Here is a 17920-nt window from a genome sequence, read left to right as displayed (position 1 = left end):
CCAAGGAAAGCGGGCCGGCCGGCCCGCTTTTCTGTTTTCGGCGGCAAGGCATCGCGCGCGGCAATCAGGCCGGCGCGATGCCCTCCGTCCCTTCATGATCGACCAGCCGACAGGCAGGCGGTGTTGGGTGTTTGCGCAGCTAGCGCAGAACCACCTGATAGGCTTTGCCATGCGTGCAGGTCGCATAACCGGAATAGCCCTTCTTCTTCTTGCCCCACTTGCCAAAGCCCTTCGACTTGGGCAGCCGGTATTCCACACGCAGGCGGGTACGCTCGGCATTGACCCGTTCCAGCCTCCGCGTCTCCTGCCAGACTTGGCCGTTGGGAATGACCTCGTTCTTGGTTGGCTCGGAACGCCATCGATTGGAGCTCGGATCCCAGTAGTCGAGGTCGATGACCTTGATCCGGGCCCCCGTCTGGTTGACGACTTTGAGGTAGACCTTCTTGCAGCCCTCGGCGGCCATGGCGGGACCGGCTGTCAGAGCGGCGCCGGCAAGCGCGGCGGCGAGGGCGACCATGGCAGCGGCGAATTTTCTGCTGATAGGTGACATAGCGTCTTTCCTTTCGAATGCGGTTTCGATTTTCGCGGTCTTCGTCCCTACCCCTGTGCGGCTGCCGCGCGGGTGGCGCGGCGCCGGAACTGTTGCGCGGTCTCCGCCGGCCGCGAGGCGCCTGAGCGGGTAACGCTGGCGGGTCCCGGCGACCCGCTCTTGACGCTAGGGAAGCTAGTCGAGACGGGACTGCGGCGACATCAGGCGATCACCCCAATTTTCTTCGTGGCGGATCGCAGACGGCGGCCGACTGTGATCCCGTGCGGCCGGCGGCATCGGCTGGCGGCGGCTGACGAGCGACCTATATTGACGACATGATCTCCGACAAGCGGACGCCGATACCAGGGATTCCGAGAGTGCTCGCGGCGGCGCTGGTCGCGGCGGGCGTGGCGTGCGGCGGCATGGAATCCGCGCTCGCCATCGACGGCGACGCGCAGATCAGGGCCGAGCGGCAGCGCCTCGAACAGGAAGGCCGCCACACCGAAAGCGAGGTTCTGGAAGCCGAGCGGAGACGGCGCGCGTTCGAAAGAAAGCGACAGCGTTTCAATCTGCAGCGCCGCAAGGAGGCCACCACCCCGCCGGCTCGCCTCGAGGTGCCGGTGATGAAGCCACGCCAATATTTCTGATTTTGCGGGCGGTCGGGGTGCCAAGCGCCGATATTTTCCTCACCGCGCGTCACACACCACCCCGCCGGCTCGTCTTGTCCGGCAGGAGGTGCAATCATGCGTAACATTCTTTTTCTTGTCGCGATCTATCAGGCGGCCAACGGGCTGTTCATGCTCGCCTTCCCGGACCTCTGGTACCAGAGCGTACCGGACGTCACCCATACCGGCCCGCTGAACACCCATTTTGTGCGTGATATCGGCTTCGGCTTCCTGGCAGCGGCATTGTCGCTGGCACTGGCGGCGCGCAATGGCGGCGCGGCCGCGGCGATCTGGCCCGGGGCCGTCTTCCTCGGCGGCCATGCGATGCTGCACCTCGCCGAAATGATGTTGCACGGTATCGCGCCATTCGCCGGCGCGCGCGACATCGCGACCATCGTCGTGCCAGGCTTGGCCCCGCTGGCGATCGCGCTTTTGGCGCGCAAAAATCGGCTGCGGGAGGCGCGGACATGATCAAGGCGCTGTTGCGACGGCTGATCGACAGCTTCGAACGAAAATATGACTACGACAGCGGCTATATGCGCGAGATCGTCACTGCCGACACGGCCGCCGGTTTCAAGCTGATGCTGGCGAGCCAATTCCTGACCCACGATTTCGGTGCGCCAAAACAGGCCTACCATGCGGCCAAGATCAGAAGCGCGATGCGCGCCGATTGCGGGCCGTGCCTGGGGCTTGCGGCGGCCATGGCGCAGGAGGACGGCGCCGACCGCGACACCGTGCTCGCCGCGCTCGGACATGGCGAGGCGGACGCGACGGTGGCGCTTGCCGTGCGACTTGCGGACGGGGTGTGCGACAATGCCGTCGATCTGCCGGAAACCGTCGCCAAGATCCGAGCCCGGTTCGGGGAGCGGGCGGCGGCCGGGCTTGCGGTCGCGGTGATGGCGGGCCAATTCTACCCGCTGCTCAAGCGGGGTATGGGCCAGGCTGCGGCCTGCGAGCCGGTGCTGACGAGATTGCTGGCCGGCTCTGGTGAAGACCGCGGTTCGAAGACAACGGGATAGGCGATGAACGACCAAGCGGATGCGGAGCGCCTCAGCGCGTTTCTTGAACATAAGCCGCGCTTGCTCAGGCTCGCCTACCGGCATTTGGGCTCGGTCGCGGATGCCGAGGACGTGGTGCAGGAAGCCTGGCTGCGCTTCGACGGTGCGCGCGAGGTCAGGCAGGCGGCGGGGCTGCTGTCGACCATCGTCACCCGGCTTTGCCTCGACCGGATGAAATCAGCCCGCGCCAGGCGCGAGACCTATGTCGGCGAATGGCTTCCGGAACCGGTTACCGATGCCTCCTTCGAAGCCGAGGACAACGCCGCGCTCGACATCTCCTTCGCCGTCATGCGGGCACTTGAACGGCTTTCGCCGGCCGAGCGCGCAGCCTATTTCCTGCACGATCTGTGGGATTTGCCTTTCGAGGAGGTCGCCCACACGCTGTCGCGCTCGCCGGCGGCCTGCCGCAAGCTCGCCTCGCGGGCCCGCGCCGGCCTGGCGGAAGCACGCCAGCGTTTTCAGCCAAGCCGCGAGGAGGTGGACAGGCTGGTCGCGGCCTTCCGGATATCGGTCGACGAAGGTGATCCGGCCCGGCTCAAAAACCTGCTGGCCGAAGACGCCGAACTGGTTAGCGACGGCGGCGGCAAGGTGCTTGCCGCTCTCCGGACGATCCGGGGGGCGGATGCAGTCGGCCGCTTCCTGGTCGGCATCGGGCAAAAGACAAGCCATGCGGGACACATCGCAGTGCGGCACGCGCCGATCAACGGTCAGCCCGGATTGTTGGTGACGATCGACGGCAGGCTCGACCAGACGCTGGTTTTCGACCTCGATGCGGTGCGCAAGATCAAGAGCGTCTATATGGTGCGCAATCCCGACAAGCTCGCCCGGCTGGCGGGCGAGTGACCGGCTGGCTGACAACCGGGTCGCCGATCATTCCGCCTTCGGCGTGCGCCACCCGCGATGGGCGGCGCGGCGACGCTGCCAGGCCTGGAACAGGGCGAGATTATGCGGGAAGGTCGGCTTTGCCCGCACGAAGGCGCTGGACAGACGCCGGCGGCGAAAGACCTCTTCCTGCAGGAGGCGATGGGCACGCCGCGCCGCCCATTTATGGTTGGCCACCAGCACGGGATGAAAGACGCGCACGAAGCGTCCGACATAGGGGTGGGCAACACGCACGCGCCAATGCAAACTGGCCATGCAGATGCCGCCGGGTCGCGGCTCGACCGACAGGAAGCCCGTGCCGTCGAAATCGCCAGTGACCGCGATCGTCATCGACCGATGCGCAACAAGATCGGCGATGCGGGCCACAAAGAAGAAGGAATGGGGCAGGAAACCCTTGGTGTAGAGCCTGATGGTCATGCCGAGACCGTCGACGCGGCCGCGTGCGACCAGTTCGGAGCCCATGAAAACGGTCGGGCACCAGCGGTGGATGAGCTCCGGATCGAGCACGATCGCGGTCAGTTCCTCCGGCCGCGCCTCCAGCCGCCAATGCGTTTCCACATCGAAATCGGGTTTCTCGGGTCCGTATGCCACAGGCCCTAACCCTTGCGCCTGAAGACGGCATCGTCGCCAAAGCCGGCGCGCGATCGGACCAACGCGCGCCGCAACCTGGCGATTGCGAGGAAAGCGAGGGGGATCATGGTCGTGGCGGTCAGAAACGCGATCTCCGCCTCGATCTCGGCTACCGGTATCTCCAGGCCGTTGACGGCTACCGCGCGCGCGCCCGTCGCGCCGAAGACGGGGTTGAGGACATATTCGACCGCGAAGGCGAGATAGATGACCGGCACCGACAGCCAGTAACGCACCGTTTCGGCCGAAGGCGGGACAAGCCTGTTTGCCGCGCCGCGGCCCAGAAAGAGCGTGAAAGCCTGGAACATGATCCAGGTGACGAAGGCCCAGCCGAAGTAATTTTCCACCGGCACACCGAAATGCGGACCGCCATCGAGCCAGACCCATCGCTGTTCGATCGTGGCGCGCAAGGGGTCCATCGACAGGTCCCACGCCACCATCAGCAGCGAGGCCACAACCGGCACGCCGAAGCGAAGCATCGCGTCGGGCCTCCCGCCGATGCGGTTCAACAGGATACGGGCCATCGAAAACGAGACATACCCCATCACGCAATAGGCCGGCATGACGGAGACCGGCACATGGCCCAGAAACGGCGCCATCAACTCGGTGTAGTGGTAATTGCCGAAGGGAAAACCGGTCAGCACACTGACGGTCTCGAAGAACCAGCCGACGAGGAAGACCGTCACCGCGAACGCGAGCAACTGCCTGCCGGAATAGAGTTGGCGGCCATGGATCACGAAAAAGGCGATCATAGCGCCGGCCACCAGGGCGGGAGACCAGTATTTCAGCTCTCCGCCTGGCTCGCCGGCGGCATAAAGCGCGTTGCCCGCCCAGGCGGCGAAGGCCAGCGCCAGACATATCGTCGGGGTCGCGACGGTTTTCACGGTCGGGCCTCTCCCTCGCGCCTGTAGCTCATGTCGAAGAATATCTGCTTTTCGCCGTCGGCCGCGCGTGTTGCGGTTTCGACCATGACGAAGCGATCGGTGTCGGCGAACGCGAAGACAACGCGCGAGGCGTAATGCACGCCGTCAATGTCCAGCGGCGCGGTCGCACCAAGGATGAGGCGACTGCCGGACACGGTGCCGGCATAGTTGATGTCGCCGGGCAGGGACGGCGAGGAGACGACGGCATCGATGCGCCCACCCGCCCGTTTCCGAAGCGCAACCGAAAACCGTGCCGTGCCGCCAGCCGTGCCGCAGCGGCCGGTTACCGAAATCCGCATGGCATCGAGCGAACGGGCCGTCAGCCTGCAGGCCGCGCGCTCCAGGGCCGCGCCGGGGCGCTCGCGGACCATACCCTTGCCGCGCCAGACGCCGATCAATGTGTCGAGCGGCGACGCGACCGCCGCCGCCGGTAAGAACAGGGCGACCGCGCCGGCGACCAGGCAAAGCCCCCTCATGCCGGCCGACCCTCGCCCATTGCCAGCCGGCGCGGATGAAACAGCGCGAGACAGGCCGGCAGGACGACGAGGTCGGCGATGACGGCCAGCACCAGCACAACGATCGACAGTGCGCCGAAGTAAGCTGCGGTCGGCACGGTCGACAGGAAGGTGCCGATCAGGCCGAAAGACAGCACCGCCGTGGTGACGACGAGGATCGGCGTCGCCTCCTCCATCGACCGGCGGATGGCATCGGGGTCGAACGGGGCGCCGGCCGGCGCGTTCAACCGAAGCCGATTCAAAACGTGGACGGTGTCGTCAACCGCGATGCCGAAAGCGACGGTGAGCGCGACGCCGGAGGCAAACTGCAGCCCTCGGCCTGTGAGCGCGAGCCAGGCGCCGACCAGCGCGATCGGCAACAGATTGGGGACCAGTGCTATCAGTCCGTAGCGCCAGTTCCTGAACCACAGCACGGTCAACAGCCCCGACGCGCCGACGGCGATCAGGAAACAGTAGTTCAGATCGGTGATCATCTCGGCGCTGACGAAGGCCGACATGGCAAGGAAGCCGGTCGGGCGGGCGATTTCCGTGCCGATGCGCAGATCGGCCCGCGCCAGCGCGCCTTCGAGTCTGGCGGTCAGATCGCGGGTGGCGCGCCCGCCATTGTCGGCCGTGTGGAGCCGCACCAGCGCCCATTCGCCGTCCCCCGACACGAAGCGGGCGCGCTGATTGTGGTCCATGCGGGCGAGAAGCGCCCGCAGCCGGACCGCCTTATCGGCTGCCGGCACGTCGCCGATCTGGCGGGCGAGCGAGGCCAGCGACAAAACCATTCCGTCCGCGACGGCTCGTTCGACGGCGCCGTGCGCCTTTTCGACGCGCGCTAGAGCATCCGCGTCGAGGCCGCCCTGCGTGCCGGCGGCAAGGTGCACGGGAATGTCGACCGCGTTGACCGGCGCGAGCCCGACATCGGCGCGGTCGAGCGCGACGATGACGGGATTGCCGGCGGCCACGTTCTCGCGCAGTGAATGGACAGGCTCGATGGTCGGATAGACCGCGATCGCGGCAGCAAGCAGAACGAGCCCGCCGGCGGCGACCGGCAGCGGACGGGCGAGCGCCAGTCGCGGCAGGGCCTGCCAGTCGAACAGGGCCGGCGGCGTGCCGCGATTGCCTGCGAAAAGTCCGGCAAGATCGGCAAACCGACCGGCGGTGGCAAACAACAGCGGATGCGCGAAAAGCACCGCCAACAGGGAGGCCATGCCGGCGATGACACCGGCAAAGCCAAGGTCGCGGATGATGAGCGAGCCGGAAAAGGTCAGCCCGGCGAAGGCGATCGCCGTGGTGATCGAGGCGAGCGCGCAGGCAGGCCCGACGCGGCGCACCGCATCCGCGAGCGCGGCATGAGGCGGCCGGCCGGCATGAAGCCTGCGGCCGACTTCAAAGGTCAGGTGCAGGCTATCGGTGAAGGACAGCACGAGGATCAGCACCGGTAGGGCGACCGTAACGATATTGATCCGGAAACCGAACGCACCGAAGACGCCGAGCGTCCAGATCATCGCGGTCGCGGAGGGCATGGTGGTCAGAAGCGCCAGCGGCAAGGATCGAAGCGCCACCAGACAGACGAGGAAGCCGGCAACGATCCCGATGCCGGTCAGAACGACGATATCGCGGTAGAGTCCGTCCACGACGGCCGCGCGCAAAGGCGTGATGCCCGTCACGGAGAAGCCGAGTTCGCCGTCGCGCGCGACCTCGGCCGCGAGGTTTTGCAACTCGACAATTACGGTGCGGGCGCCTTGAAGGCTGCGGCCGCCGTCGGCAAGGCTGACGAGCACGGCGGCCAGCCGCCGGTCCGGCGACAAAAGCGCCGCCGCGCCCGGTGCGCCGGCGGCGATGTCGTCCAGCAGGCGGGCAAGCGTGTCGGGATCCGGCAGGTTGGCCGGCACCAGCGGATCTGCCGCGCCGTCCGGGCCGGGAGGACCGCGCAAGGTGAGGATCGAGATGGTGGAGGCGACACCGTCGACGAAACCCGCCTCGAGCACGAAATCCGACAGACCGGTCAGCGCCCGCGGGCGCGCGAAATCCGCACTTTCGAACAGAACCACGATGTCGCCGTCGGTCTGGGTGAAACGATCGGCGAAGCGGTTGTAGTCGGCGTACCAGGCGCTGTCGGAGACGAACGCGTCCTTCAGACCGTCATCGAAATCGAGCCGCGCGATGCCGACTAGCGCGGCAAGGTCGGCCAGAAGCAGAACCAGCCACGACACGGCCAGAAGCGCGATGGTCCGGCTGCCTGCAATTTTCCCCATACACCCTTTGCCGCATCCGGCTCACGCCAGATGCCGCACCCTACGGTTCGCCCGTCGGGAAGCTTAAGGGGGGCGGGGTGGCAGGATCAAGCAGGCACGGGAAGAAACCTCCTCCCAGGCTCGGTTTCTTCACTTTGGGACGATCAATCGTAGGAGAGATCGGTCGCCTTGCCGCCGAAGACGCGATAGGCATAGAGACTGTAAAAAATGATCACCGGCAACACGAACAGTGTTCCGGCCAGGATGATGGCCAAGCTCTCCGGCGCGGCGGCCGCCTGCCAGATCGTCAGCTTTTCGGGCACCACATAGGGATAGAAGGAATAGGCGAGCCCGGCAAAACCGAGCGCGAAGATCACGCTCAGCGTGCAAAATGGCAGCAGCGCGTGGCGATCCTGCGGATGCGGAAGGGCGGAGGCCCGACGCCACAGGAAAAAGAACAGCGCCGCCGTGGCGAGCGGCAGCGGCACCAGCCACAGCATGGCCGGAAACGCGAACCATTTCTCGAAAATGCGCGGGCTGGCGAGCGGCGTGGCGAGCGATACCGCCCCCATGCCGAGCACGGTAAGGACAAGCGCCGAACGCAGCCAGCGAACCGCCTTTTCCTGCAGGGCGCCTTCGGTCTTGTAGATCAGCCAGGCCGCGCCCATGGCCGTATAGGCCGCGGCCAGGCATAGCGCCACCAGGAAGCCGAACCCGATCGCGCCGATCCCCTCGCGCAGACCCAGCACGTAAACGCCCAGCATATAGCCCTGGGACAGGGCGGCGATCAACGAGCCGGCGAAGAACAACACGTTCCAGCGCCCCTTGCGATGAACCGGCACCTTGGCGCGGAAATCGAAAGCGACGCCGCGCAGGATCAGCCCGACCAGCATGGCGAAAACCGGCAAATAAAGCGCGGTCAGGATGACGCCATGTGCGAGCGGGAAGGCGACGAGCAGCAGGCCGGCGGCAAGCACCAGCCAAGTCTCGTTGGCGTCCCAGAACGGGCCGATGGCGCCGATCATAGTGTCTTTTTCGTGGTCGGCGGCAACGGCGAACAGGATGCCGATGCCTAGATCGAACCCGTCGAGAACGACATAGATCAGGATCGACAGGCCCATCAGGCCGGCGAAGATCAGCGGCAACGCGGTCGGCCAGTCAAAGCTCATGATCGTCGCCTCTTTCGTGACTATGTGGCGAGGCGGGATGGCGGAAATGCGCTGTCATCGAAGCCTCCTTCATTCCGCCGGCCGGGCCGGCTGCGACAAGGCCCTGTCGGCGGCAGCGGGCGCCGGCTCGGGATCGCCCTCGGCAGCCGCCTTGCGGGCGAGATGGACCAGAACGCCGAGATAGACGATCAATAGCACGGCATAGAGCGCCAGATAGACGGCGAGCGTGAAGCCGACATGCGTGCCGGCGACGGGACCGACGGCGTCGGCCGTCTTCAGCACCCCGGTGACCAGCCAGGGCTGGCGGCCGATCTCGGTCGTGTACCAGCCGGCGAGCGTGGCGACCCAGCCCGACAGGCCCATCGGCACCATCAGCCACAAGAGCGGCTTGGGCAGCTCGCGTCGGCGCCACAGGCACCAGGCCGCGGCCCACGAGACGGCGAGCATCAAAAGGCCGGTCCCGACCATGATTCGGAACGCCCAGAACACCGCGAATACCGGCGGATGATTGCCGACATAGTCGTTGAGGCCGGGCACGATCCCGTCGAGACTGTGCTTGAGGATCAGACTGGCGCCGCCGGGAACGGCAACCTCGAGCCGGTTTTCTCGCGTCACCTCGTCGGGAATCGCGAACAGGACGAGCGGGACGTTGGCCCGGGTTTCCCAGTTGGCCTCCATCGCCGCGACCTTCTGCGGCTGGTGTTCGAGCGTGTTGAGGCCATGGAGGTCGCCGACGAAAATCTGCACCGGAATCAGCACCGCGCCGATGACGACGCCGGTGGCGAGTGCCTTGCGCATCGAGGCCGCGCGATCGCCGAGGAGATAACGCAGGGCCGAGAAGGCGGCGATCAGGAAGGCGACGGTGAGGCCGGAGGCGATCAGCATATGAATCAGCCGCCAGGGAAAGGAGGGATTGAAGACGACCGCCCACCAGTCGATAGCGTGGGCGACGCCGTCGCGCATCTCGAAGCCGGCTGGCGTCTGCATCCACGAATTCAGCGCCAGGATCCAGAAGGCCGACATGGTGGTGCCGAAGGCGACCAGAAAGGTCGCCAGCGTGTGCATGCCGTTGGAGACGCGACGGAAGCCGAACAGCATGATGCCCAGGAAGACCGCCTCGAGGAAAAAGGCGGTCAAGATCTCGTAGGCGAGCAGCGGGCCGGCGATGTTGCCGACCGTTTCCATATAGCCCGGCCAGTTGGTGCCGAACTGGAAACTCATGGTCACGCCCGACACCACACCAAGCGCGAAGGAGAGCGCGAACACCTTCACCCAGGTGAAATAGGCCTGCATCCAGGCGTCGTCGCCGGTGCGGGTATAGGCGAGCTTGAAGAAAAGCAGTACCCAGCCGAGCGCGATGGTGATCGTCGGAAACAGGATGTGGAAGGAAATATTCGCACCGAACTGGATACGCGAAAGAATAAGCGGGTCCATCACAACCTCGGCGTTCGTTCCCTCCCGACGCCGAACATAGGCAGCGCGGGAAAAGGGTCAAAGTGACCGAAACGCGCATGGGGCGCGTTGTCGCGGCCGATCAGCCTGCGCCTGCGGAGACCGGCACGCCCCAGCCCGTCCGGGCGCCGGCGATCAGCATAGCAAGAAGCAGGCCCGCCATGCCAACGAAGATAGCGTCGCGCCAGGAAAACCGTGGCAGGTTGATGATGGTGCGCGCGCCGCCGGCGGCAAGGCCACGCGCCTCCATGGCGATCGCCGCACGCCCGGCCCGGCGCACGGCGAAGGCGAGCAGCGGAACCACCAGCGCGCCGATCTCGACCGGTCCGGGGATGCGGCGCGGCGGGCGGCCGGTGCGCATAGCGCGCGCCAGCCGGATTTCGTTGGCGGCGCCTGCAAGGTCCGGCACCAGCTCGAGCGCGGAAAACAGCGCGTAGGCGAAGCGCGGCGGCATCAGGCGCCGAGCCATCAGCGCACGCACCAATTGTCCGGGATCGGTGGTCAACGCAAAGGCCATCGAGACCAGACCGCCGGCAACGGCACGGAAAAACAGGGTCAGGCCGGCCGAAAACGGCAACGCGTGCCAGAGCGATTGCCCACTGGCGTCGAGCGCGACGCCGGCCTCCTGGCGGAACAGCAGGCTGGTGGTCAGGAAACCGAAGCCGAAGAGCGCGAAAGGCACGCACAACAGTAGCACTTTCCAGACGGGCACCCGCTCGAAAACGATCAGCACAAGGATGATGCCGAGGCTGAGCGCAATCTGGAAGACGAGATCGAAGACGAGGATCGAGGCCAGCAGAAACGCCAGCGCGACCAGGAGCTTGGGCAGCGGGTGCAGCCAGGACAACATCATGCGTGCCTTTCGAGCCAGTCCAGCGCCGGCACTATCCGCGGCGGTTCCAGCTTGGCAAGTTCCATGAGCGGCCGGTCGCGCATCAGCGTGACGGTGGGACCGTCTGCGAGCACGCGGCCCTGGCCGAGGATCAGGCAACGCGGGCACATGCGAAGCGCGAAATCCATGTCGTGGGTGACGATCGCCACGGCGCGCCCGGCCCGCACATAACCGGCAACGGCCTCCTCCACCATCGCCGCGCCGCGCCGGTCGAGCCCGGCGAGCGGCTCGTCCAGCACCACCAGTCGCGCTCGTTCGTCGGCAGCCAAACAAGCGAGCGCCAGGCGGCGCTTTTCGCCCTGCGAGAGCTCGAAGGGGTGACGCGAGGCCAGGCGCTCCAGATCCCAGTCGCGCAGGATGCGGGCCGCCTGTCCAGGCAGACTGGCGGCATCGTCCGCGCTGGCTAGCGCCGCCTCGATTTCGGCGGCGATCGAACCGGCCGAAAACTGTGCCTCGGGATTCTGGAAAGAGACAGAGCCCATGGCGCCGACGCGCCGCCCCGCCTTCAGTCGCAGCAGGCCGGCAAGGGCGAAACCAAGGGTCGATTTGCCGGCGCCGTTGGCGCCCAGCAGGCCGACCACTTCGCCCGCGCGCATGTCGAGGTCAACCTCCGACAAAACCACGGGACCCAGAAACGGCGCGCAGGCGGCAGCTTCGAGGCGTACCACAAGTGGCGCATCGCTGGCCGCGCGGGCCGGCGGCGGCGCGTGGCGGTCGACGAAAGCGGTAAGTGCCGCTCGCGCCCTGCCGCTCTCCTTACCGTCCAAGCCGCGCGCATCGAGCTCGTCCAACGCCTCTTCGACGGTGAGCGGCATTGTTTGGGCGGCAAGGTCGACAGCGTCGAGTTCGTGGTCGAGGGCGGCGGCGAGCGGCGTCCAGATGCCGCGCGCGTCGAGGGCGGCGCGCTGACGGCGGAAAACGACGCGCGGCGGGCCGTCGGCGAGCACCAGACCGTCATCGCCAAGCACGATCACACGATCGACGACGTCGACCAGCCCGTCGAGACGGTGATCAACGATCAGTGCCGTGCCTTCCAGCGGCCAGTTGGACAGAAGGTCGCGGAACCGGCGCGACGAGCTCGGCGACAGGCTGGCCGTCGGCTCGTCGGCAACCAGCAATTGCGGCTCCACGGCGATGGTGGCGGCGAGCGCGACGAGCTGCTTTTCGCCGCCCGAAAGCGTGGCGGTGCGGCGCCGGCGGACCGTTTCCGGCAGGCCGACGGCGGCGAGCGCCTTTTTCACCGCCGCGTGGATTTGCGGTTCGGGCCAGGCGAGATTTTCGAGCGCGAAGGCGATTTCGTCTTCCACCCGCATGCCGCACAAGGTCTGGTCGGCATCCTGGAAGAACTGTCCGACCCGACCGGCCCAGTCCGAGGGGCGGCACCCGGCGACCGAGACACCGAAAAGCCGAACCCCGCCCTGCGTCTGCGCCGGCACGGCCTGCGGCACCAAGCCGGTGAGCGCCAGCAGCAGGGTCGACTTGCCCGAACCCGACGGGCCGAGCAGCAGGACCCGCTCACCGGCGCGCATTGCAAGGTCTACCGGACCTACAGCGGCGGCCGTCGCGAAGGGATACCGCGCTTCAAAGCCCTCGAAGGCGAGCACCGGCGAGTGTTCACGCGCCAGCGCCGGCGTGGCGTCAGGCTGCGGCAGCGCGACGGTCATGGTCGATCTTCAGGCCGGAGAGCACGCCGGTGCGATAGAGCGCCTCGACGACGACATGGCCGAGCAGGCCGCCAAGCAGGGCGCCGGACAGGCAGCGCAGCACGAACATGGCCACCAGCAGGCCGGGCTCGAGCGCGCCGTAGTCGAAACGGACCCAGGTATAGGCGAAGGAGGCGAGCGCGGCGCCGACGCCGGCCGCCATCAGGACAGGAAGAGAGTAGCTGCGCCAGCGCGTGGCCGCGAACACGGCTTCCGCGCCCGCGCCCTGGATCGCGGCCGACACCACCAGCATCAGTCCGGCAGGGCTGCCGAGCAGAAGCTCGATCGCGGCGGCCAGCACCTCGGCCAGGAAGGCCGCGCCGGGCTTGCGGATGATCGCGGCGGCGACGATGGAGGCGATGAACCAGAAACCCATCGCGATATCCATCGTCACCGGGCCGAAAACCGCCTGCGAAATCAGCCAGACCTGCACCCAGCCCAGATAGAGCACGGCGAAGACGGCGCCGATCACGGCAAGGATCAGAATTTCGCGCTGGGTCCAGCGTGGGGAAGTCATGGCATGTCCTTTCGGGATGGCGCGCCGCTGCCGTCGCGGCGCAAAGAAGGCTCAGACCGCGGTCGGGCTGTTGGCCGATACGGTCAGGTCGAGTGCGACGTGGCCGTCGGCGGCACCGAAGCGCAAAAAGGCTTCCTCGATCGCGGCGAAGACCGGACCGGCATCACCGCGCAGCTTGGTGCAGAAATTCTTCGAACGCTCGAACACGCCCGACGCCTTCACAAAATCGATGCAGCCATAGATCTCGTCCATGTGGTGGCCGGCGCCGAGCGGGTAGAGCGAAAACTGCGCCGCGACCGGACAGCCGGCATGGTCGGCCCGCATCACCGCCTGGCGGGCGGTCTCGATGCGCTCGGCAAGCGGCCGGTCGTCGCCGCCAAGCCCGTCGCGCGGCGCACAGGCCGGGTCGTCGGGCTCGCCGGGGCAGCCGCGCGAGACGGCAGCCGACAGCACGCAATGGACCCCGCCGCGGGACGCGGCCACGAACAGGTCGCGCATGGCCGGGAACAGCAATTCGGGCGGCCCGACCATCAAGGTGGAGATGTCGTCGGTCTCCAACCTGAGCCGGTCGCGATAGGGATCGAGCGCCGAAAGGGCACCGAGAATGACGCCGACGAAATCGTCGGACATGGGATAGATGGAAATCTGCGCGCCGGAAAACATGCTTGCCTCGCTCCGCTGGCATTACCCAGATCAGCTTGAGGGTCAGAAGGTTTCGCACCTTCAATCTCAGCCCCGGCGATACGGAGCACCCCTGTCGTGTGGTGCAGACCTAGCACCGATTCGCTGCGCGTGACAACGGGTGATTTACGCAGGGCAGGCATGCCGGCGGCGGCGATGACGGCGCAGGACTGGACGGGACCGGCATGGCCGACTATCTCGGTGCGGATGGATAGCGACAGCGCCGCCAACACGACCGAGGAAAGCCGGCTCGACAGGCTGCGCGGGACGTTGCGGCGTCTCTATCACGGGCGCACGCCGACGGCGCTGCGTTTTCAGTTCGCCGTGATCGTGCTCGATCTCTCTGTGATCGCGTTCTTCGTCGCCTCGCCGGTGCTGCGCGAGGGGCCGGCATTTCTGTGGGTCGACTATACCATCGCCGGCTTCCTGATCGCCGACACCCTGGCGCGCGGGCTTGCCGCCTCCAACGTGCTGCGCTGGATAAGGCAGCCGACAGTGTGGGTCGACATCTTCATCCTGGTAACGCTGCTTTTTCCCTACACGTTTGCCAATCTCGGCTTCCTGCGCGTGCTTAGGCTGTGGTCGCTGTCGCGAAGCGGCTTCATCTGGCGGCCGCTCGAACGGCGCGGCCGCGGCGAATGGCGCGAGACGATGCAGGCGATCGTCAACCTGATGACCTTCCTGTTCGTGGTGACCGGATTCGTCTATGCGAGCTTCTTTCGCAACGGCAGCGGGATCGAGGGTTATGTCGATGCGTTCTATTTCACGGTGGCGACGGTGACGACGACAGGCTTCGGCGACATCGTGCTGCCGGGCGTCTGGGGCAAGCTGACCGCAATCGTGACGATGATCATCGGCATCTCGCTGTTCGTGAAGCTGGCGCAGTCGATCTTCCGGCCGAGCAAGGTCTTCTATCCCTGTCCCGAATGCGCGCTGCAGCGCCACGATCCCGACGCCGTGTTCTGCAAGTCCTGCGGGCACAAACTGCAGATCCCCGAAGAGGCATGAGGTTGACCATGAGCACCGACGGCAGGAAACCCGGACGCGGCCGTATTTACGGCTCGATTACCGAGACGATCGGCGACACACCGTTGGTGCGCCTCGACAGGTTCGCCAGGGAGACCGACATCGTCGCCCAGCTCGTCGGCAAGCTGGAATTCTTCAACCCGCTCGCCAGCGTCAAGGACCGCATCGGCGTCGCGATGATCGAGGCGATGGAAGAAGACGGCCGCATCGCGCCGGGAAAGACCACGCTGGTTGAGCCGACCTCCGGCAATACCGGCATCGCGCTCGCCTTCGCGGCGGCGTCCAAGGGCTACCGGCTGATCCTGACCATGCCGGAAACAATGTCGGTGGAGCGCCGGCGCATGCTGGCCTTTCTCGGTGCGGAACTCGTGCTGACGGAGGGCGCCAAGGGCATGAAGGGCGCGATTGCCCGGGCCGAGGAACTGGTGGCCGAGACGGACGGCGCGGTGATGCCGCAGCAATTCGAGAACCCGGCCAATCCCGAGATCCACCGCACAACGACGGCGGAGGAGATATGGAACGACACGCAGGGCGGCATCGACATCCTTGTTTCCGGTATCGGCACCGGCGGCACGATCACCGGCGTCGGCCAGGTGCTCAAGCAGCGCAAACCCTCGCTCAAGGTGATCGCCGTCGAGCCGGAGGCCTCGCCGGTGCTTTCCGGCGGCGAGCCGGGTCCGCACAAGATCCAGGGCATCGGCGCCGGCTTCGCGCCGAAAATCCTCGACACGTCGATCTATGACGAGGTGCTGGCGGTGTCCAACGAGGCCGCCTTCGCCCATGCCCGCCTTCTCGCGCGGCTCGAGGGCGTGCCGGCCGGTATCTCGTCGGGTGCGGCCCTCGACGCAGCGATCACCGTCGGCACACGCCCGGAAAACGCCGGCAAGCTGATGGTAGTGGTGATCCCCTCCTTTGCCGAACGCTATCTGTCGACGGCACTGTTCGAGGGGCTGGGCGGCTGAACCGTCCTACCCAAGCAGCAGGCGCGGCAGCCACAGGACGATGTCGGGAAAGGCGATCAGGACCCCGACCGTGACCACGTCGGCGACGAAAAACGGCGAGGCGCCGCGAAAGACGTCCTGGACCGAAATCGCGTGGCGCTCCGAAGCCACGCCCGCGACAACGTAGCAGTTGAGCCCGATCGGCGGCGTGATCAGGCACAGTTCGCACATCTTGACGACGATGATGCCGAACCAGATCGCGACCTCGGTGCCCGACATGCCGAGCGCGGAGGCGGCCGCCGTCACCTCCTCGCCGCCATTGAGCGCGATGACGGCCGGAAACGCGATCGGCAGGGTAAGGATCAGCATGCCGATCGCGTCCATGAACATGCCCAGCACCACATAAGCCAGCAGAATCATCAGCAAGGTCACGAAGGCCGACTGTTCGAGCCCGGCGATCCAGTCGGCGAAGGTGCCGGGCAGGTCGGCGAAACCCAGATATCGGACATAGATCAGTACACCCCAGATCATGGTGAAGATCATGGCCGTGAGCTTGGCCGATTCCAGAAGCGCACTCTTGAGCTGTTGCCAGCGCATGCCGCGCCACAACGCCATCACCAGAACGACGAAGGCGCCGAGCGCGCCGGCCTCGGTCGGCGTGCCCCAGCCGCCGTAGATGCAGAAGATGATGATGAAGACCACGAACAAAATCGGCAATGCGCCGGGCAGCGACTGCAGGCGCTGGCCCCAGGTGAAGCCGCGTACGGGCGGCCCGAGATCGTCGCGCACCGAGGCGAGACCGACGACCAGCGCGCCATAGATCAGCGCCGAGACCATGCCGGGCAGGAACCCGGCTAGAAGCAGGGCGCCGACCGAGCTTTCGGTGATGATGGCGTAGATCACGAGGATGGCCGAAGGCGGGATCAGCGAGGCAAGCGTGCCGCCGGCCGCCACCACGCCGGCGGCGAAACGCTTGTCGTAACCGAGCTTGAGCATTTCGGGAATGGCGATGCGGGCAAACACCGCCGAGGTTGCGACCGAGGCGCCGGAGACGGCGGCGAAACCGGCGGTGGCGAACACGGTGGACACACCGAGCCCGCCCGGCAGCCAGCCGACCCAGCGCTTGGCCGCCTCGAACAGCGCCCGTGTCAGACCGGCGTAATAGGCGAGATAACCGATCAGGATGAAGGTCGGAATCAGCGATAGAACGTGGCTCGACATCTTGGAATGCGGCACCTGGCCGGCGATCTTGAGCGCTGTCATGAAACCGCGTTCCACGCCTTGGCCCTTGTCTATGGCGAAGATCAGGAACAGGCCGAAAAGGCCGATCAGAGCGGTCGCGAAGGCGACCCGCACGCCGATCAGCACCAGCACGATCAGCAATAGCGATAAAAGGATGGAGACCTCGATCGGGCTCACGCGCTCGTTCCTTCGCTTCCGGCACCGTCCTTGTCGTCAGCGAGACCCGAAACGGTGCCGGCCTCGCGTTCGGCCTGCTGGGCCGGCGTTTCGATGAGCGGCACGGCGACCGGGATTTGCGCGTTGTCAACGAAGGCGCGCCCATAGGCCCATAATTGCAGGACGAGCCGGAGCGCCAGCAGGAACAGCATGACCGGTACGACCAGCTTGACCGGCCAGGTGGGCAGGCTCAAATCGATGGTGGAATCGCGGCTCCACAACGGGGCCGAGATATCGAAGCTGCGATCGAAATGCAGCCACGAGCCCCAGATCAGCGTCGCCGACAGCGCCAGAAGCGCGAGCACTCCGATCCACTCGGCAGCGTAGAGCACGCGACCGCGCAACTTGCCGATGAGAATGTCCATGCGGATGTGGCCGCCCAGACGCTGGCAATAGGCGATGCCGAGAAAGGCGATCAGCGGGACCGATTGTTCCATCCAGTCGACGAAGCCGGGAACCGGGACGTTGACGATCTTGCGGCCGAGTATATTGGCGACCGAAATCAGCATGACGACCAGGATGGTCACGCCGGCAAGCAGCGCCAGCAGCTTTTCCAGCCGGAACAGGGCCAGGTCGAGCCGCGACAGCAGCGACCCGTCTTGCGGGATGGCTTGTGCGGACATGGGTCTCCTCCCCGAGAGCGGCCGGTCCCCGCGCGCA

General features: G+C 66.4%; 19 protein-coding genes. 6 read left to right on the top strand and 13 right to left on the bottom strand.

Going from position 1 to position 17920, the window contains the following annotated elements; genetic code table 11:
* Nucleotides 1-139 precede the first annotated feature (139 nt).
* Nucleotides 140-550 carry a hypothetical protein gene (locus GN330_RS13070; RefSeq protein ID WP_156713140.1) on the bottom strand — a complete coding sequence of 137 codons (411 nt, stop codon included), beginning with the start codon at nucleotides 548-550 and terminating at the stop codon, nucleotides 140-142.
* A gap of 356 nt (nucleotides 551-906) precedes the next feature.
* Here GN330_RS13070 and GN330_RS13065 point away from each other — a divergent pair, with 356 nt between their 5' ends.
* From GN330_RS13065 to sigJ, 4 genes are all read left to right on the top strand, one after another.
* A complete protein-coding gene (locus GN330_RS13065; protein ID WP_156713139.1) occupies nucleotides 907-1176 on the top strand; it encodes a hypothetical protein in 270 nt (89 codons plus the stop codon).
* A 96-nt stretch (nucleotides 1177-1272) separates the two neighbouring features.
* A complete protein-coding gene (locus GN330_RS13060; RefSeq protein WP_156713138.1) occupies nucleotides 1273-1665 on the top strand; it encodes a hypothetical protein in 393 nt (130 codons plus the stop codon).
* Nucleotides 1662-2213: a hypothetical protein gene (locus tag GN330_RS13055; protein WP_156713137.1), complete on the top strand. Its 552-nt coding sequence runs from the start codon at nucleotides 1662-1664 to the stop codon at nucleotides 2211-2213. The genes GN330_RS13060 and GN330_RS13055 overlap by 4 nt, the downstream gene beginning before the upstream one ends.
* Nucleotides 2214-2216: 3 nt before the next feature.
* Nucleotides 2217-3095: an RNA polymerase sigma factor SigJ gene (gene sigJ / locus GN330_RS13050; protein ID WP_156713136.1), complete on the top strand. Its 879-nt coding sequence runs from the start codon at nucleotides 2217-2219 to the stop codon at nucleotides 3093-3095.
* 27 nt (nucleotides 3096-3122) lie between these two features.
* Here sigJ and GN330_RS13045 read toward each other — a convergent pair whose 3' ends face one another.
* From GN330_RS13045 to GN330_RS13000, 10 genes are all read right to left on the bottom strand, one after another.
* Nucleotides 3123-3725, bottom strand: a complete 603-nt coding sequence (locus GN330_RS13045; protein ID WP_156713135.1) for an SRPBCC family protein — start codon at nucleotides 3723-3725, stop codon at nucleotides 3123-3125.
* Nucleotides 3726-3730: 5 nt separating this feature from the next.
* The gene (locus tag GN330_RS13040; RefSeq protein WP_156713134.1) at nucleotides 3731-4645 is read right to left on the bottom strand and encodes a carotenoid biosynthesis protein; all 915 of its coding nucleotides are present in this window, start codon (nucleotides 4643-4645) and stop codon (nucleotides 3731-3733) included.
* On the bottom strand, nucleotides 4642-5160 hold the full coding sequence (locus tag GN330_RS13035) for a hypothetical protein (protein ID WP_156713133.1): 519 nt from the start codon (nucleotides 5158-5160) through the stop codon (nucleotides 4642-4644). Before GN330_RS13035 ends, GN330_RS13040 begins: the two co-directional genes overlap by 4 nt.
* Nucleotides 5157-7442: an efflux RND transporter permease subunit gene (locus GN330_RS13030; RefSeq protein ID WP_156713132.1), complete on the bottom strand. Its 2286-nt coding sequence runs from the start codon at nucleotides 7440-7442 to the stop codon at nucleotides 5157-5159. Before GN330_RS13030 ends, GN330_RS13035 begins: the two co-directional genes overlap by 4 nt.
* 143 nt (nucleotides 7443-7585) lie before the next feature.
* Nucleotides 7586-8590, bottom strand: coding sequence for a cytochrome d ubiquinol oxidase subunit II (locus GN330_RS13025; protein WP_156713131.1), 1005 nt, complete (start codon nucleotides 8588-8590; stop codon nucleotides 7586-7588).
* A 69-nt stretch (nucleotides 8591-8659) separates the two neighbouring features.
* Nucleotides 8660-10024 (bottom strand): cytochrome ubiquinol oxidase subunit I, encoded by a 1365-nt coding sequence (locus GN330_RS13020; protein WP_156713130.1) that lies wholly within the window; start codon nucleotides 10022-10024, stop codon nucleotides 8660-8662.
* Between the two features lie 100 nt (nucleotides 10025-10124).
* Nucleotides 10125-10895, bottom strand: coding sequence for an energy-coupling factor transporter transmembrane component T family protein (locus GN330_RS13015; protein ID WP_246188679.1), 771 nt, complete (start codon nucleotides 10893-10895; stop codon nucleotides 10125-10127).
* Nucleotides 10892-12598, bottom strand: a complete 1707-nt coding sequence (locus GN330_RS13010; RefSeq protein WP_156713129.1) for an ABC transporter ATP-binding protein — start codon at nucleotides 12596-12598, stop codon at nucleotides 10892-10894. The genes GN330_RS13015 and GN330_RS13010 overlap by 4 nt, the downstream gene beginning before the upstream one ends.
* Nucleotides 12573-13154 carry an ECF transporter S component gene (locus GN330_RS13005; RefSeq protein WP_156713128.1) on the bottom strand — a complete coding sequence of 194 codons (582 nt, stop codon included), beginning with the start codon at nucleotides 13152-13154 and terminating at the stop codon, nucleotides 12573-12575. The genes GN330_RS13010 and GN330_RS13005 overlap by 26 nt, the downstream gene beginning before the upstream one ends.
* A gap of 51 nt (nucleotides 13155-13205) precedes the next feature.
* Nucleotides 13206-13817 (bottom strand): YkoF family thiamine/hydroxymethylpyrimidine-binding protein, encoded by a 612-nt coding sequence (locus GN330_RS13000; protein ID WP_156713127.1) that lies wholly within the window; start codon nucleotides 13815-13817, stop codon nucleotides 13206-13208.
* A 225-nt stretch (nucleotides 13818-14042) separates the two neighbouring features.
* On the opposite strand from GN330_RS13000, the gene GN330_RS12995 reads away from it, so the two are divergent.
* Together GN330_RS12995 and cysK are read left to right on the top strand one after the other, a co-directional pair.
* The gene (locus tag GN330_RS12995; RefSeq protein ID WP_156713743.1) at nucleotides 14043-14843 is read left to right on the top strand and encodes a potassium channel family protein; all 801 of its coding nucleotides are present in this window, start codon (nucleotides 14043-14045) and stop codon (nucleotides 14841-14843) included.
* An 8-nt stretch (nucleotides 14844-14851) separates the two neighbouring features.
* Nucleotides 14852-15823: a cysteine synthase A gene (gene cysK, locus GN330_RS12990; RefSeq protein ID WP_425487165.1), complete on the top strand. Its 972-nt coding sequence runs from the start codon at nucleotides 14852-14854 to the stop codon at nucleotides 15821-15823.
* A 6-nt stretch (nucleotides 15824-15829) separates the two neighbouring features.
* On the opposite strand, the gene GN330_RS12985 is transcribed toward cysK, so the two are convergent.
* Together GN330_RS12985 and GN330_RS12980 are read right to left on the bottom strand one after the other, a co-directional pair.
* A complete protein-coding gene (locus GN330_RS12985) occupies nucleotides 15830-17221 on the bottom strand; it encodes a TRAP transporter large permease (protein WP_343040643.1) in 1392 nt (463 codons plus the stop codon).
* Entirely contained in the window at nucleotides 17218-17883 is a 666-nt protein-coding gene (locus tag GN330_RS12980) for a TRAP transporter small permease subunit (protein ID WP_156713125.1), read from the bottom strand. Before GN330_RS12980 ends, GN330_RS12985 begins: the two co-directional genes overlap by 4 nt.
* Nucleotides 17884-17920 lie beyond the last annotated feature (37 nt).

It is taken from the genome of Nitratireductor arenosus, from assembly GCF_009742725.1.
Taxonomy (GTDB): domain Bacteria; phylum Pseudomonadota; class Alphaproteobacteria; order Rhizobiales; family Rhizobiaceae; genus Mangrovimarina; species Mangrovimarina arenosa.
Note: the sequence above shows the minus strand (reverse complement) of the source record. Positions and strands in the feature narration are given on the sequence as shown.

What these genes read in the sequence shown, in the direction of transcription:
- GN330_RS13035 (WP_156713133.1), bottom strand. Translation starts at nt 5,160, where the DNA reads ATGAGGGGGCTTTGCCTGGTCGCCGGCGCGGTCGCCCTGTTCTTACCG.
- cysK (WP_425487165.1), top strand. Translation starts at nt 14,852, where the DNA reads ATGAGCACCGACGGCAGGAAACCCGGACGCGGCCGTATTTACGGCTCG.
- GN330_RS13025 (WP_156713131.1), bottom strand. Translation starts at nt 8,590, where the DNA reads ATGAGCTTTGACTGGCCGACCGCGTTGCCGCTGATCTTCGCCGGCCTG.
- GN330_RS13070 (WP_156713140.1), bottom strand. Translation starts at nt 550, where the DNA reads ATGTCACCTATCAGCAGAAAATTCGCCGCTGCCATGGTCGCCCTCGCC.
- GN330_RS13030 (WP_156713132.1), bottom strand. Translation starts at nt 7,442, where the DNA reads ATGGGGAAAATTGCAGGCAGCCGGACCATCGCGCTTCTGGCCGTGTCG.
- sigJ (WP_156713136.1), top strand. Translation starts at nt 2,217, where the DNA reads ATGAACGACCAAGCGGATGCGGAGCGCCTCAGCGCGTTTCTTGAACAT.
- GN330_RS13010 (WP_156713129.1), bottom strand. Translation starts at nt 12,598, where the DNA reads ATGACCGTCGCGCTGCCGCAGCCTGACGCCACGCCGGCGCTGGCGCGT.
- GN330_RS13015 (WP_246188679.1), bottom strand. Translation starts at nt 10,895, where the DNA reads ATGATGTTGTCCTGGCTGCACCCGCTGCCCAAGCTCCTGGTCGCGCTG.
- GN330_RS13020 (WP_156713130.1), bottom strand. Translation starts at nt 10,024, where the DNA reads ATGGACCCGCTTATTCTTTCGCGTATCCAGTTCGGTGCGAATATTTCC.
- GN330_RS12995 (WP_156713743.1), top strand. Translation starts at nt 14,043, where the DNA reads ATGGATAGCGACAGCGCCGCCAACACGACCGAGGAAAGCCGGCTCGAC.
- GN330_RS13000 (WP_156713127.1), bottom strand. Translation starts at nt 13,817, where the DNA reads ATGTTTTCCGGCGCGCAGATTTCCATCTATCCCATGTCCGACGATTTC.
- GN330_RS13005 (WP_156713128.1), bottom strand. Translation starts at nt 13,154, where the DNA reads ATGACTTCCCCACGCTGGACCCAGCGCGAAATTCTGATCCTTGCCGTG.
- GN330_RS12980 (WP_156713125.1), bottom strand. Translation starts at nt 17,883, where the DNA reads ATGTCCGCACAAGCCATCCCGCAAGACGGGTCGCTGCTGTCGCGGCTC.
- GN330_RS13060 (WP_156713138.1), top strand. Translation starts at nt 1,273, where the DNA reads ATGCGTAACATTCTTTTTCTTGTCGCGATCTATCAGGCGGCCAACGGG.
- GN330_RS13055 (WP_156713137.1), top strand. Translation starts at nt 1,662, where the DNA reads ATGATCAAGGCGCTGTTGCGACGGCTGATCGACAGCTTCGAACGAAAA.